At 48.5% G+C, this 14757-nt stretch carries 13 protein-coding genes and 5 tRNA genes; 15 read left to right on the top strand and 3 right to left on the bottom strand.

Features of this window, described 5'->3' with window-relative positions:
* Positions 1–503: 503 nt before the first annotated feature.
* From ACUZ8J_RS10135 to nth, 13 genes are all read left to right on the top strand, one after another.
* A tRNA-Asn gene (locus ACUZ8J_RS10135) sits at positions 504–579 on the top strand.
* 47 nt (positions 580–626) lie between these two features.
* A tRNA-Asn gene (locus ACUZ8J_RS10130) sits at positions 627–702 on the top strand.
* Positions 703–732: 30 nt separating this feature from the next.
* Positions 733–808, top strand: a tRNA-Asn gene (locus ACUZ8J_RS10125).
* A 46-nt stretch (positions 809–854) separates the two neighbouring features.
* Positions 855–930: transfer RNA gene (locus ACUZ8J_RS10120), tRNA-Asn, on the top strand.
* 47 nt (positions 931–977) lie between these two features.
* Positions 978–1053, top strand: a tRNA-Asn gene (locus tag ACUZ8J_RS10115).
* A 203-nt stretch (positions 1054–1256) separates the two neighbouring features.
* Positions 1257–3161 carry an EAL domain-containing protein gene (locus ACUZ8J_RS10110; RefSeq protein ID WP_446693751.1) on the top strand — a complete coding sequence of 635 codons (1905 nt, stop codon included), beginning with the start codon at positions 1257–1259 and terminating at the stop codon, positions 3159–3161.
* A gap of 125 nt (positions 3162–3286) precedes the next feature.
* Complete coding sequence (rsxA, locus tag ACUZ8J_RS10105) at positions 3287–3865, top strand: electron transport complex subunit RsxA (protein WP_446693750.1); 579 nt, start codon at positions 3287–3289, stop codon at positions 3863–3865.
* Entirely contained in the window at positions 3866–4447 is a 582-nt protein-coding gene (rsxB, locus tag ACUZ8J_RS10100) for an electron transport complex subunit RsxB (RefSeq protein WP_011626120.1), read from the top strand.
* Positions 4448–4450: 3 nt separating this feature from the next.
* The gene (gene rsxC, locus ACUZ8J_RS10095) at positions 4451–7099 is read left to right on the top strand and encodes an electron transport complex subunit RsxC (RefSeq protein WP_446693749.1); all 2649 of its coding nucleotides are present in this window, start codon (positions 4451–4453) and stop codon (positions 7097–7099) included.
* An 80-nt stretch (positions 7100–7179) separates the two neighbouring features.
* Positions 7180–8229, top strand: coding sequence for an electron transport complex subunit RsxD (gene rsxD / locus ACUZ8J_RS10090; protein WP_011622830.1), 1050 nt, complete (start codon positions 7180–7182; stop codon positions 8227–8229).
* A gap of 53 nt (positions 8230–8282) precedes the next feature.
* Positions 8283–8921, top strand: a complete 639-nt coding sequence (gene rsxG, locus ACUZ8J_RS10085) for an electron transport complex subunit RsxG (protein ID WP_083757899.1) — start codon at positions 8283–8285, stop codon at positions 8919–8921.
* Positions 8914–9612, top strand: a complete 699-nt coding sequence (locus ACUZ8J_RS10080) for an electron transport complex subunit E (RefSeq protein ID WP_011622832.1) — start codon at positions 8914–8916, stop codon at positions 9610–9612. Before rsxG ends, ACUZ8J_RS10080 begins: the two co-directional genes overlap by 8 nt.
* Positions 9613–9678: 66 nt before the next feature.
* The gene (gene nth / locus ACUZ8J_RS10075) at positions 9679–10320 is read left to right on the top strand and encodes an endonuclease III (protein WP_011626118.1); all 642 of its coding nucleotides are present in this window, start codon (positions 9679–9681) and stop codon (positions 10318–10320) included.
* A gap of 177 nt (positions 10321–10497) precedes the next feature.
* Here nth and ACUZ8J_RS10070 read toward each other — a convergent pair whose 3' ends face one another.
* From ACUZ8J_RS10070 to ACUZ8J_RS10060, 3 genes are all read right to left on the bottom strand, one after another.
* Complete coding sequence (locus ACUZ8J_RS10070; RefSeq protein WP_446693748.1) at positions 10498–10764, bottom strand: hypothetical protein; 267 nt, start codon at positions 10762–10764, stop codon at positions 10498–10500.
* 97 nt (positions 10765–10861) lie between these two features.
* The gene (locus ACUZ8J_RS10065) at positions 10862–11326 is read right to left on the bottom strand and encodes a hypothetical protein (RefSeq protein WP_011622838.1); all 465 of its coding nucleotides are present in this window, start codon (positions 11324–11326) and stop codon (positions 10862–10864) included.
* Entirely contained in the window at positions 11326–12495 is a 1170-nt protein-coding gene (locus ACUZ8J_RS10060; protein ID WP_089067733.1) for a PepSY-associated TM helix domain-containing protein, read from the bottom strand. The genes ACUZ8J_RS10065 and ACUZ8J_RS10060 overlap by 1 nt, the downstream gene beginning before the upstream one ends.
* Before the next feature lie 229 nt (positions 12496–12724).
* Between ACUZ8J_RS10060 and ACUZ8J_RS10055 the strand changes: the two genes are divergently transcribed.
* Together ACUZ8J_RS10055 and ACUZ8J_RS10050 are read left to right on the top strand one after the other, a co-directional pair.
* Positions 12725–13546 (top strand): MBL fold metallo-hydrolase, encoded by an 822-nt coding sequence (locus ACUZ8J_RS10055; RefSeq protein WP_446693747.1) that lies wholly within the window; start codon positions 12725–12727, stop codon positions 13544–13546.
* A gap of 254 nt (positions 13547–13800) precedes the next feature.
* Complete coding sequence (locus ACUZ8J_RS10050; RefSeq protein ID WP_446693746.1) at positions 13801–14757, top strand: hypothetical protein; 957 nt, start codon at positions 13801–13803, stop codon at positions 14755–14757.

Raw genomic sequence — 14757 nt, 5'->3', positions numbered from 1 at the left:
AGTGCTGCCTAATATACGTACCGCATAATGTGCACTTTATAAATTGTCAGCACCTCATTATTAGCACCTTATATTGTGAGCTCAGTAATTAATGCATCAGGTTAAGGCTTACCAAGCGAGTGGCAGCATGACTGCGTAAAGGTTTTGACCACAAAAGCATCGATTCGTTGCCACTCAAATAAACTTTATCTATTTAAGCCTGAGGTTTTTGAAATATCAAATGGGTCTCCCGCCAGAATAATGCTGAGAATTTAACCAACTAGGTCTATTTGCGCTTTTTGTCTCCGCTAAAAATCCCAAGTGTTTTTAAGATGAAGACACGCTATCTTACGAAAACATAAGTTATTTCTTCATCAAAATGCTGATTTTGGCACCACGATGCACATTAGATGAGCACTTAACAGCATAATTACACTTTTTTTAGTAACTCGAGTTGACTCATCCCACAGAGCGTTTTACTATGCGCTCCGTTCTCAACGAGTCATCGAGACGAGAGAAACGATTCCCCTGTAGTTCAGTCGGTAGAACGGCGGACTGTTAATCCGTATGTCACTGGTTCAAGTCCAGTCAGGGGAGCCAAATTTCAATCTCGATAAAAGTGAGGATGCAGTTAGGTAACTAACGATTCCCCTGTAGTTCAGTCGGTAGAACGGCGGACTGTTAATCCGTATGTCACTGGTTCAAGTCCAGTCAGGGGAGCCACTTAATTATCAAGCTGTTGCGTTAAACGATTCCCCTGTAGTTCAGTCGGTAGAACGGCGGACTGTTAATCCGTATGTCACTGGTTCAAGTCCAGTCAGGGGAGCCACTAACGCAAGACAACTTAAAGTCGATAGTAATATTGCATCATCTACTCCCCTGTAGTTCAGTCGGTAGAACGGCGGACTGTTAATCCGTATGTCACTGGTTCAAGTCCAGTCAGGGGAGCCACTTTAAAAGATGATATCTCAAGTCGATAGCAATATCGCACCCTCTACTCCCCTGTAGTTCAGTCGGTAGAACGGCGGACTGTTAATCCGTATGTCACTGGTTCAAGTCCAGTCAGGGGAGCCACTTTATTATCGCAATACACAATCCCCTCCTTTGTGACTCCGTTAAACTAATCGCTTTTCATTTCTGTTTTGCCTCAAATACAGTTACACTGTGATCTGCTTGTTAACCAAAATTTTGAGTATCATCACGCAGATAGGGATATTGACTGAGCATTCATTTAATATTCTGTCCGTAATACTGAGACACTTTGAGAGCGGATTTTTATGGCGATGTCTAAATCATATCCCATCTTTTTATTGCTGATTTTTTTAGGGCTGTTTGGTTGGATTTATCACAACGAAAATAACCAGCTCCAGGTCCAGCAACAACAAGAGCTCAGTAGCTTCAAACAATACTTGGGTAATTTTTCCCAGTGGCAAGGCAATGGCGCCGAGCTCTATCAAACTATTTCTGCCCATTACCCGCTGCAGTTTTTTCAATATATTGATGATACCGATGGACAGCTCAATTACACCCAAGGTGAGCTCAATTCCCAGGGTTCGCATCCACTGTCTGGATTATTTGCCTTAGATTTAGCTCATACGCAAAAACTGGCCGCGGGTCGTTTGCAGGTAAAACTCAGTGCCGACCAAGCGATTGAGACTGCTATCGGCAGCACTCAGCAACTCGGCTTAGTATTGATACTCACCTACATCATACTCTTGGTTGTGTTTGTATTGCTTAACAACAAGTTAAGATCGGCTATCCGTTATGCGGCTGAGTATATTTCCCACATTCCAGAGATGAATTTTTCCGCCATTGAGTCCTCCAAACTCAATGGTGAAATGACGCCAGTGAGATTGGCACTCGAAGACTGCCGGCTGCAGCTCAAATCGCAAATGGATACCCTCACCCAAGAAAACCAGAAACTGCATAAGGTGGCTTATCAGGATCCGATCACCGGATTTGGCAGTCGCCCACGTTTTACCACAAAGTTAGAAAGTATTAGTAACCGCAGCGTGCCGCAACTTGGGCTGCTGGCCATGGTTAAAGCGACTGAGCTTTCCCATGTGAACCAATTACAAGGTCGCTCCGCCGGTGATGATTATTTAGCCAGTGTCGCCAATTGCATTCGTAAAGCCTGTTCAAAATATCCCGATTCGGAATGTTACCGCGTCTCCAGCGCCGATTTTGCGATCTTTTTACCCGATTTAGTGTTAAAAGACGGCCCCAAGTTTTTAGAGCAACTTAAAGTATTCCTCGATGAATACCAGCAGATGACGAGAGCCGAATCCGTGGCGCACATTGGCTTAGTGCCTTACCAACAGGGCACAGATCCCATTAACTTGCTCTCCTTGGCGGACACCGCCGTGAGCATAGCGCAAACCTTAGGCCCCAACAGTTTCCATATTCAAGAGAAACTCAATGGTGACGAGCAGTTTGGCGACGACCGTTGGAAAGTGGCAATCAACGACTTAATTAGCCGCCAAGCGCTGAAATTTTTTCAACAACCCATTCAACCTTGCCGCAATGATGTCGAGGTCTACCGCGAGTTACTGGCACGCTTTTACAACAGCGAAGGCAAGTTTTTACCCACCACCACAGTTATCGCCATGGCCGAGCGCCACGGCATGAGCACCGAGTTAGATAAACTCGTGGTGATCAGCACATTAAGAATGCTTAAAGAAAATCCGACCATTAGCGGTAACTTTGGCATCAATATCAGCGCTTTTTCGGCCCATCAAGAACTGTTTGTCGGCTGGTTGCGAGATGTTCTCGGCAAGCACAGATATATCGCCTCACGTCTAGTGTTTGAGATCAACGAGTCCGGTATGCAAGCCAATTTAGGTGCCAGCTATAAGTTCGTCCGTGAGGTTCACAGTGTCGGTTCGCGGGTCTCAATTGAGCGATTTGGGATGAGCTTTACCTCCTTCAAATTCTTCAGCGAAGTGCGCCCAGACTACATTAAGCTCGATGGCAGCTACACCTCATCAATCGATGAGGACAGCAATAATAAGTTCTTCGTGCGGATGATGGTGGATGTGGCAAGACGTATCGGCATTCGTGTTATCGCGACGAGTGTCGAACGTCAGGAGGAAAAACTGACCCTCGAAAAACTCCTCGTCGATGGGCTGCAGGGCTATTATATTGCCCAGCCGCAAGCCATTACCTTAACTGACCAAATTTAAGCCAGCGCAGGGTTAACGGAGCGCGCAAATTTACAGTAAAGATAGTTAACCCTGCATTCTATATGTTGTTTATGCAAACGGAAAAGTCGATAATACGGCCAAGATCCGTTTAGACAAGTATTCAGATGAGTGAATATCTCCTGTTGTTGATCAGCACAGTGCTGGTTAACAATTTCGTTTTAGTGAAATTCTTAGGTTTATGTCCATTTATGGGGGTCTCCAGCAAGTTGGAGTCCGCTATCGGCATGTCTATGGCCACGACCTTTGTGTTGACCTTAGCGTCGATCCTCAGTTACCTCGTCAACCAATATCTGTTATTGCCCTTTGAATTAGGTTACCTGCGAACCATGAGCTTTATTCTGGTGATTGCCGTGGTGGTGCAATTTACTGAGATGGTGGTGCAAAAAACCAGTGCGGCTTTACACCGCGCCCTCGGTATCTATCTGCCGCTCATCACCACTAACTGCGCCGTACTCGGGGTTGCCCTGTTAAACGTGAACGAAAAACACGATTTTATTCAATCTGCTATCTATGGTTTTGGTGCTGCGGTGGGTTTTTCCTTAGTGTTAATTCTGTTTTCCGCGATGCGTGAACGTTTAGCTGCGGCCGACGTGCCTATGCCTTTCAAAGGTGGCGCGATTGCCATGATCACCGCAGGGCTGATGTCCTTGGCCTTTATGGGATTCACAGGATTGGTTAAATAGATGTCCACCATGTTAATTGCCGTTATTTTATTAACCCTATTGGCATTGTTCTTTGGGGTATTACTCGGATTTGCCGCCTTAAAATTTAAGGTTGAAGGCAATCCCATTGTCGATGAACTCGAAGCGATTCTGCCACAAACCCAATGCGGTCAATGTGGTTATCCCGGTTGTCGCCCTTACGCTGAAGCAATAGCCAATGGCGATAAAGTCAACAAGTGCCCGCCTGGCGGCACTGCGACCATGGAAAAGCTCGCCAGCTTAATGGGTGTAGAGCCAGAGCCGCTCAATGCAGAGGCCCAATCCCAAGTCAAAAAAGTCGCCTACATTCGCGAAGATGAATGTATTGGCTGCACTAAATGTATTCAGGCCTGTCCAGTCGATGCCATTATTGGTGCGGGCAAACTCATGCATACCGTGCTTACGGCAGACTGCACAGGTTGCGATCTCTGTGTCGAGCCCTGCCCCGTTGACTGTATCGATATGATCCCTGTGGGCCAAAATCTGAAAAACTGGAACTGGCGCTTAAATGCCATTCCCGTAACTCTTATCCAAGAGACCCCGCACGAAGAAAAGAGAGGATAAGCGGTGCTGACTTTATTAGATCAATTAGATAAAGGAACCCTTTGGCGCTCACCCGGTGGCATTCATCCGCCTGAAGTCAAATTCCTCTCCAACACCACACCGATTAGCCAACTGCCCTTAGCGCAGGAATACCTTGTACCTGTGCCACAGGTGGGCGAAAACTGCACCCTTGCTGTCAAAGTGGGTGACAAAGTATTAAAAGGCGCTCCATTAACTCAAGGCACCTCGATTTGGCATTTGCCCGTGCATGCGCCAACCTCTGGCACTGTCGTCGCCATTGAGCCAAGAGCCAGCAACCACGCCTCGGCCTTGCCGGTCAATACCTGCGTGATTGCCGCCGATGGTGAAGATCGCTGGTGCGAGTTAACGCCAGGCTCAATTGAGCTTAGCAATCAAGAGATGATTGCCAAAATCCATGGTGCAGGCATTGCCGGTATGGGCGGCGCCGCCTTCCCAAGCCATATCAAGCTGAATCCTGTCAGTGAAATCGAATTAGTGATTATCAACGGCGTGGAATGTGAGCCTTATATCAGCGCCGACGATCGCTTAATGCGCGAATACAGCCAAGACATTCTGGCAGGTATTGGGATTATCCATCGCCTCCTCGCGCCCAAGCGTATTGTGATTGCTATCGAAGACAACAAGCCCGAAGCCATCAAAGCCATGCAACAGGCGGTGAGTCAATCCACGCTCCCAGCGGGCAGCACGCGGGTGACGGCGATACCAACCAAGTATCCTTCTGGCGGCGAAAAGCAGCTTATTCAGATCATCACGGGGCGTGAAGTACCCTCTGGCTCCATCCCCGCTAAGCTTGGGATTGTCGTGCATAACGTGGGCACCGCGTTTGCAATTCACCAAGCCGTGACCCAAGGTAAGCCGTTGATTGAGAGAGTGGTTACCGTTACCGGGCAAAATGTCGGTAAGCCCGGCAACTATTGGTTACCCATAGGCACGCCCGTTGAACATGTGCTCAAACACACTGAATTTAACGCCGAAGCCGATCAAAAAGTGATTATTGGCGGTCCTATGATGGGCCATGCGTTACCCACCATCCAAGTGCCGATTTTAAAGGGCACAAACTGTATTTTGGTGCCAAGCAGTCAAGAGATTGGAACCACTCCAGAGGAAAAGGCCTGTATCCGCTGCGGCGAATGTGCCAATGCCTGCCCAGCACTCTTGCTACCACAACAGCTGTTTTGGCATGCAAAAGCCGAAGAATATGACAAGGCGGCCAGCTACAACCTTAAAGATTGTATCGAATGCGGTTGCTGTAGTTATGTGTGCCCCAGTGATATTCCACTGGTGGAATACTACCGCATCGCTAAATCGGCACTAAAACAAGCCGCCGATGAGAAACATCAAGCCGAGCGCGCCAAACTGCGTTTCGAGGCGCGTATTCAACGCCTCGAAGAAGAAAAGCTCGCCCGCGAAGCCAAGGCTAAGGAAGCCGCTGCGCGTCGTCAAGCGACCATGACCTCAACGGATAAAAATGCCGTTGCCGAAGCCATGGCGCGGATCGCGGCCAAAAAAGCAGCTGCGGCAGAAAACACAGCCGATAACGCGCCAGCCGAAGTCGTGAATGCTGATGCAAACAGCACTGAGGCGCCTAAGGGTAAAGCAGCCGTAGCCGCCGCGATTGCCCGCGCTAAAGCCAAGAAAGCGGCCGCTGCAGCTCAAAGTGCGGATGATGCCGAATCATCTAAGCAATCAGTCTCTTCTGAACAAACGGTATCTGCTGAGCAAAACGAACCAACTGAGCAGGCTGAGAAGTTATCGCAAAAAGATAAAGTCGCCGCTGCCATCGCTCGTGCCAAAGCGAAAAAAGCGGCGTTAAAGTCCGACTCGGATGCCAATGACGACACTGATGCCGCGACAGGCAACACAGATAAGTCAGCAACAGAGACTACGGCTAACGCAGAAGCCGATGACAAAAAAGCCAAGGTCGCTGCAGCCGTTGCCCGTGCTAAACCCAAAAAAGCCGCCGCGCAGCAGGCTGAATCGAGTGAGGTTGCCGAAGTTCAGCCCGAGCGAGTAGCTGACGCTAAGCCAGAATCAAAGTCAGGCTCTATTCCTAGCGCGCCACTCAGTCCTGAAGATGAGAAGAAAGCCAAAGTCGCAGCTGCGGTCGCTCGCGCAAAAGCCAAAAAGGCCTCCGCACAGCAAGCGGATTCGAGTGAGGTTGCCGAAGTTCAGCCCAAGCTAGCAGCAGAGGCTAAGCCTGAATCAGACGTTAAGCCAGGTTCTGAATCAGACTCTCAATCAGGAAATGAATCAAGCTCAGTCGCTGAACCAAACGCACCACTCAGCCCTGAAGATGAGAAAAAGGCCAAGATCGCTGCGGCCGTTGCCCGCGCGAAAGCCAAAAAAGCCGCCACGCAGCAGGCTGAATCGACTGAGGTTGCCGAAGTTCAGCCCAAGTTAGCCGTAGACGCTAAACCTGAATCAGACGTTAATTCAGGCTCTGAACCAGACGCTGAACCAGGCTCTGAACCAGACTCTGAATCAGGAAATGAATCAAGCTCAGTCGCTGAACCAAACGCACCACTCAGTCCTGAAGATGAGAAGAAAGCCAAGGTCGCTGCTGCTGTTGCCCGCGCGAAAGCCAAAAAAGCGGCCAGAGAAGCGAATGCGATCAGCGACGCAAATGAATAGCACTGCGGGTTTTAACCTCAGTGCTTTAAAAATGATTAGCTTAAAAATCAGTGACTCAAGATTAGATAAAAGGGATCACAATGGCGTTTAAAATAGCCTCATCACCCCATGTTACCCGTAATTTGCATACATCAACGGTTATGCAAAGGGTCATTTTATGCTTGTTACCCGGCCTTGTGGTGCAATGCGCCTTTTTCGGCTGGGGCACACTTATTCAAGTGTTACTTGCGATTATCGTTGCCCTAAGCTGTGAAGCCGCGGTAATGAAACTGCGTAACCGCAGCATCAAAGCGAGCTTAAGCGATAACAGCGCTATGTTAACGGCGATCTTAATCGGGGTTGCGATCCCGCCGCTGGCACCTTGGTGGATGATCGTTATGGGCACAGTGTTTGCGATTGTTATCGTCAAACACCTCTACGGTGGCCTAGGCCATAACCTGTTCAACCCCGCGATGGCCGCCTATGTGTTACTGCTGGTTTCATTCCCTGTGCAAATGACCAGTTGGATTGCGCCAAGTACGGTTGCGCTCAATACCCCAAGTGTGATCGATAGTTTGCAATTGATCTTCAATGTCGGCGCCCATGGTGGCATGGAGCAATTCCGCCTCGGTATCGATGGGATCAGTATGGCGACACCACTCGATACCCTCAAAACCGATCTGTCCTTAGGGCTCACCACCACTGAGAGTATGGCTAAAAGCATATTCGATGGCGGCACTGGCGTTGGTTGGTTTTGGGTCAATTTGGCTTATCTTGCTGGCGGTTTAGTGCTACTTAAATTAAAAGCCATCCGTTGGCATATCAGCACCGGCGTATTGGCGGGATTATTTGTGGCATCGAGCATTGGTTTTTTACTGTCGCCCGATACTCAGGCAAGCCCACTGTTCCATTTATTCTCGGGCGCGACCATGCTCGCCGCCTTCTTTATTGCAACCGATCCTGTCACCGCGGCGACCAGTCCGCGCGGCCGTTTGATTTTCGGCGCATTAATTGGCGTCTTGGTCTATGTCATTCGTACCCAAGGTGGCTACCCCGATGCCTTCGCCTTTGCCGTGCTGCTCGCAAACCTGTGCGCGCCATTTATTGACTACTATGTGCGTCCGCGCACCTATGGCCATTCAGCGCCCTAGGCCTGTGGCAAAAGAATCAAGCATGCTTGAACAAAGATTCTTGAGGAATAAAAGTGAATAATCCAATGATTAAAAATGGTCTGCTACTTGCCCTATTTGCCCTGCTCTGCACGGGCTTAGTCGCAGTGGTCAATCAACAGACCTTAGACAAAATTAAGCAGCAAGAGCAGCAGGAATTGATGCGCGTGCTGCATCAGCTGATCCCTGATGAGCTCCATGACAATGAGCTGACCGCGCAATGTACCCTGTTGCAGGATAAAGAGGCGCTCGGCACCGAAGATGCCATGCCTGCCTATATCGCTACCGCTGCTGGTAAACCCGTTGCTATCGCCCTAGAAGCCATTGCCCCCGATGGTTACAACGGCAATATTAAGCTGATTGTGGGCATCAATACCCAAGGTGAAGTATTAGGCGTGCGCACACTCGCCCACCAAGAAACCCCAGGCCTTGGGGATAAAATCGATTTACGTAAATCCGACTGGGTGACGCAATTCGTCGGTAAAGTGCTTAAATCAGAAGATGATAAGCAATGGCAAGTGCAAAAAGACGGGGGTGATTTCGACCAATTTACCGGCGCGACAATCACACCACGCGCCTATGTGAAAGCGGTTAAGCGCGCCGTATGGTACTTTACTCAGCATCAAGCAGAGATTTTCAGCCAACCTCTGAATTGTGAGGCCAACCATGACTAATTATCGCGAAATTGCCTGGCAAGGACTGTGGAAAAACAACCCTGGCTTAGTGCAATTACTGGGTCTGTGCCCCCTGTTAGCCGTAACGGCCACCCTCACCAACGCCCTCGGGCTTGGGGTCGCCACTATGTTGGTGCTGATAGGCTCCAACATTTTAGTCTCGTTGGTACGTGACTATGTGCCTAAGGAAATCCGTATCCCAGTATTTGTGATGATCATTGCGGCGCTGGTGACGGCGGTGCAACTACTGATCAACGCCTACGCCTATGGTCTGTATTTGTCCTTAGGGATCTTCTTGCCGCTGATTGTGACCAACTGCATTATCATTGGCCGCGCCGAAGCGTTTGCCTCCCGTAATAATGCCTTTAGCGCCGCCTTCGATGGACTGATGATGGGGCTTGGCTTTACCTTAGTCTTAGCGGTTCTTGGCGCAACGCGCGAAATTCTCGGCCAAGGCACCCTGTTTGATGGCGCCGACCAACTACTCGGCCCATGGGCTAAAGCCTTAACGATTCAGGTATGGCAAGTCGATACCCCCTTCCTGCTGGCGATGTTACCGCCCGGCGCCTTTATTGTGATGGGCCTACTTATCGCCCTGAAAAACGTTATCGATAAAAAGCTTAAAGAGCGTCAACCCGAAGCGGCTGTACAACCAAGCGTGACACGGGCACGGATCACCAAAGTGAGTTAAGCCCTTATTGAGATAACAGCTTAAGTGGTGGGTTTAGCGTTAAACCCACTACTTACAAGGATCACTATGAATCAAGAAAAACGCATCCAAATCCTCACCCGCCTTCGCGAAAACAATCCCAAACCCGAAACCGAGCTGAATTTCTCCAGTCCCTTTGAATTACTGGTGGCGGTGACTTTATCGGCGCAGGCAACCGATGTGAGCGTAAATAAGGCGACCGATAAACTGTTTCCGGTGGCCAATACCGCCCACAGTATTTATGCCTTAGGCGTGGATGGATTAAAGGAATATATTAAGACCATTGGCCTGTATAACAACAAGGCCATCAATGTGATTAAAGCCTGTGAGATCTTGATTGAAAAATACAATGGCGAAGTCCCAGAGGACAGAGAAGCGCTAGAGTCGCTTCCTGGTGTCGGCCGTAAAACCGCTAACGTGGTGCTGAATACCGCCTTTGGCTGGCCGACCATCGCCGTCGACACCCATATCTTTCGCATGGCAAACCGCACTAAATTTGCCCCCGGTAAAAATGTGGTCGAAGTCGAGGAGCGCATGTTAAAGGTTGTTCCCGCCGAATTTAAAGTCGATGTGCACCACTGGTTTATTCTGCATGGCCGCTATACCTGTCTGGCCCGCAAACCCCGTTGTGGTAGCTGCATTATTGAGGACCTTTGCGAATTTAAGGAAAAGGTCTATCCCGAAGAATAAAAGCGCCACAAGACTGTCGTTCAACGCTTTAACTAACGGAATGAACAAGTAACAAGGGCTTTCAGTCTTGCTGAAAGCCCTTTTGTTATTAGCGCTGTTTTAGCACCGTTCTAAGCACTGTGATTAGCACTGTGATTAGCACTGTGATTAGCACTGTGATTAGCACTGTGGTGCAGATTAATCGTTTTGCTGAGCAGCTTTTTGCTGCAATAGGGCGAGCAATTCTTCATATTTGGGCCCTTGGCCAAACTGAGGTAGCGCGACCGCAAAGACCACCAGCGCAAAGGCAATGTAAATCGCGTAAGAGTGACTCCAAAATCCTGCTAGCAGCGTAAGCGTGCCTAAGATAAGCAAAATAATCACCCCAACTCGCACCCGCTGCGCCATTTGCACTTTTTGTTTCGCGGCAGTGATTAGCGCAAGTTCTGCATTCGTAAATTCCATATCTAATCCTTTGCAGTCAGCCTATCCGATAAAAAATAACCCTCAGACACAGTTTGCACCTGAGGGCTACTTTACTGCAAACAATTAACGAGCGGTATTACTGAACTAACACCGCCTCGGGTACGGGCCATTGGCTGACTAACCATTCGCCCTGCCAATTTTGAATCGACACCCACAAGCTGTCCGTTGCCGCTAACTTAGCGCCAGTAATCGCATGCACATGCTGGCCATGTTTGCTGCCATGCAGAACCCCGTTTTCACCTTTTTGTAGGGCTTCTAAAGGCAGAGCCTCTGGGCCGATATTGGCATAACCTTGGCGAATATGGGCCACATTGCCCTGTTCAAAGATCAACATAAAATCTTTTACGTAATCATCGTGGTGCTTATAAGGTGCCTTTAAATCTAACGGCATTGGCGCGATTTTAAATTCACCTAATTGCTGGCTCGGCCACGCGGGGGGAAAACTCGGGTTAAGCGACTGATAGAGAAACACTAAGGGTAAGATCAAAATCAAACCACTGAGCTTGTATTTATGTTTTAACCAAAATACCGATGATGCCATTAGCGTGCCTCCCCTAACATATCTGCGGCTAAGTCTTTGCTTTCGGCCTGTTTAAAGGCACGGACATGGCGCAATCCCCACATCATAAAACCGGTGATCGACATCCCCGAAAGCACTAACCCAAAGAAGAACCAAATCAATTTGGTCCAAATCCCACCTAAGGTGCCGTAATGCAGCGGATCGGCAATATGCATTAAGGTTTGCATGCCTGTCATGGTGTCTGGCGAGGTCGCGCTAGCAATCTCACCCGTCCACGGATTGATACTGAGGTTGTAGGAATATTGATCGTAGAAAATATGATCGCCACTACCGCTCAGATGGTACATATCCCGTTGATGCTCAGGCAGCATCACATAACTTGGTTGAAAATCGGGAAAGCGCTGCTTAGCTAAACTTAAGGCCTCAGTAAAAGAAACATTGGCGCTTGGCAGTTGCGTATCACCCGCTTGCATCAGCGGCACTTGCTCGGAGGCAATCATAGGCGCATGGGGCTCGATATCAATATCCGCATGCCAGAAGATAGCTTGAACTAAATACCACAGCCCAGTCAGGCTCATAATCGCAATAAACCAAATCGACCAGACGCCGGATAATTTATGCAAATCAGAGAGTAAGGTCTTCTTCCCTTGGGTAAGTCTAAGTTTGGGTGCAAAAAAGCTGCGCCAAAAACGCTTATAAACGATTAACCCAGTAATCAATGAGGCGAGCATCATGAGTGCCATAGAGCAAACAAGGTAATAGCCGACGCTGTAACCGCTCTGCCAAGGAAACAATAACCAACCATGTAAGGAACGCATAAAGCCAATAAAAGTTAGGCCTTCGTTGATCTGCTGAATTTGTCCCGTATATTGATTCACATAGGCGATAGCATAAGGTTTATCGGCATCAGTAAAGGTAATCGCATTGACTAAGTAAGGCTCAAAGGTCATAGCACCCATCACCTGCGCATTCGGATAGGCCTTTTCGACCACCAGCATTAATTCATCGACGGGTTTCGCGGGTAGCTCATCTGGATTGAGCGCACGGGCGGCTGGGTTGGTCAGCCAAGTCAATTCATGACTGAGTACGGCAACCGTGCCCGTTAAGCAGATAAAACTGAATAAAATCCAGATGGGCAAAGATACCCAACCGTGTAACATAAACCAGAAGCGATTACTTATTTTCGCCATGGGGGATTGTTCCTACCTCTTTTTGAATCCCGATAGTGTAAGGTTAATACGAATTGTTATCAATACGACATATTGATAATACGATAGGTTTATAAGATTTGTCACAAATTAAGCAGATGTGAGAGTTGGCGAGACAGCTGACTGACGCTAATAATGCGTATAGATTGAATGCGAAAAGATTTGATGCGCATAGTTTTCAACACTCACACTTAATCATAGGCTTGCCTACATGTATAAAGCATTAGCTCCCCTCGTCTTTGTTACATGCTGTTTTACAGCCAACGCCGATACTATCAGTGTTGAAAAAGTCTCTGATCAACTACAGCTGTTGAAAGGTGTGGACTACGGAACCAATATCGGTGTGCTATCAACGAGCGAGGGCTTAGTGCTTATCGACCCTATGCCTGGGGATGAGTACTTAGATGCCTTAAGTCGCACCGTTCAATCCCTCTATGACAAACCCGTTAAATTTATCCTGAATACCCATGAACACGCCGATCATACCGGCGGTAATCAATATTTTATCCAACAAGGTGCCAGCTTAGCGCCAACACAAAGCCTCGCGGCAGCACAGCCATTCTTGGCAGAGATAGTGACCATTCAAGTTTCATCCCATTCTGCCGCCGACAGGATCTATTTTCATCCGCAAAGCAACAGCCTATTTGTCGGCGATATTGTCGATAACAGCTGGCACCCCACATTTTATGCTGGTGGCATACGCGGCTTTAATGCGGCAATTAACCACATTTTACGTCTCGGCGATGAAGACAGCCTTATCGTGCCGGGACATGGTAAGCCAAGTAATAAAGCATCACTTCGCAGCTTTCAGCAAAACACCAACGAGTGGGTACAATTGATTGAAGCCCAGCTAGATGCGGGTAAAAGTGTGGAGGACATCATTCAACATCAACAGGTCGCGACTCTTATTGCACGCTTTAATCAGGAGGATAAATCCCCTTTTCTACCGCCAAAGGCTTTAAGGAAATTTATCGAAAGAACCATTAGCGTGATTGAAAAAGCGCGTCTTAGCACGCCAACCAATAGCAACTAAATCATTCAGTGAGCCATTTAGTTAACTCACTAAAAACGCTAAATAATGAGTTCAAAAAGGCGTTCGATGGCATCAGGTTGCAAGTGTCTGTTTAAACTTGAAGCTCCCCATCAAACCTTAATAAAACAGTCTAACGTACTGTTATTGTGAAATTTTATTCATGAATCTACAGGGCATCGATAGGGAATAGCCCTTTAGTCAGCGGGGAAGTTCCAGTACAATTAGCCTCTTTGTTTTACAGAGTCCTTGCGAGTATGCCCTATCCACAGCCCTTAGCCGATGCGCCTCAATCACATACGCATATGCACCGTCAATTGGCTGAGCCACAACCCAGGATTTCTTTAAGCGCATTAGCCGAGCAGCTCAAGCTTGAGCAGGCCACCATTATCGGTAACGCTTCGGGCGACTGGCAACCCGCAAACAAAGGACTCACCTTTATCTTTAATGGCACCCAATGCCCCGAAGATGTATCCGCCCATGGCCAAGTGGTCAATATTGCCAATGGTGGCTTTGCCGAATCTCAATATGCCTTCGAAGTGCAAGGTCATCCCCAAGGCGTACAACTGGCAAAGGCTCTGACCCAAATCGCGACCGATCTCACCCCTTCCCTCGGCTGCTGGCCGTCATCGGGCCTAACCACAGTCGTGCTAATGATGTCATTAGCCCAAAAGGTACAAGTTCAGCGGATGTCGCTGTTGCCGAGCTTACAGCGCAGTATGGACCTGCCAGACAACATTCATTTGCCTTGTATGGTACACAACTGGCTTGGAGAGAGAAGAATCGCCCAAACGCTGCTTTGCGAGCGTATCGATTGGCCTGAATTTACCTTAACGCCGTGGGAGAGCATGCCTAAGGCCTGTGAGACTGATGGCGCAGAGAGTAAACCAACTCGCCACACTGACCGAAACGAACGATTTGAAGATCCCTTCGGCCAACTGGATTTACTCAGACAATCCACACTTACGCCAAACGTAAGTGAGCAAACAAAACAACAACTACGTGAACAGTTAGCCAAACTCGCCCTTACACCCAGTGCGATTTGGCAACAATTTGCTGAAAAATCGAGGCTTAAAGCATCGGAGTCACTGTTTTTCAATCATCAGCCCGAGAGCCAAATCAGCCCTTGGTATCTGATGGATTATGCCGCCTCGCAAACCCTCGATGCCATTCGCCACCAGCTCGCCTATTGCCAGCAGCAACACACGGACTAG

The organism is Shewanella sp. Koi 1, assembly GCF_052907445.1.
Note: the sequence above shows the minus strand (reverse complement) of the source record. Positions and strands in the feature narration are given on the sequence as shown.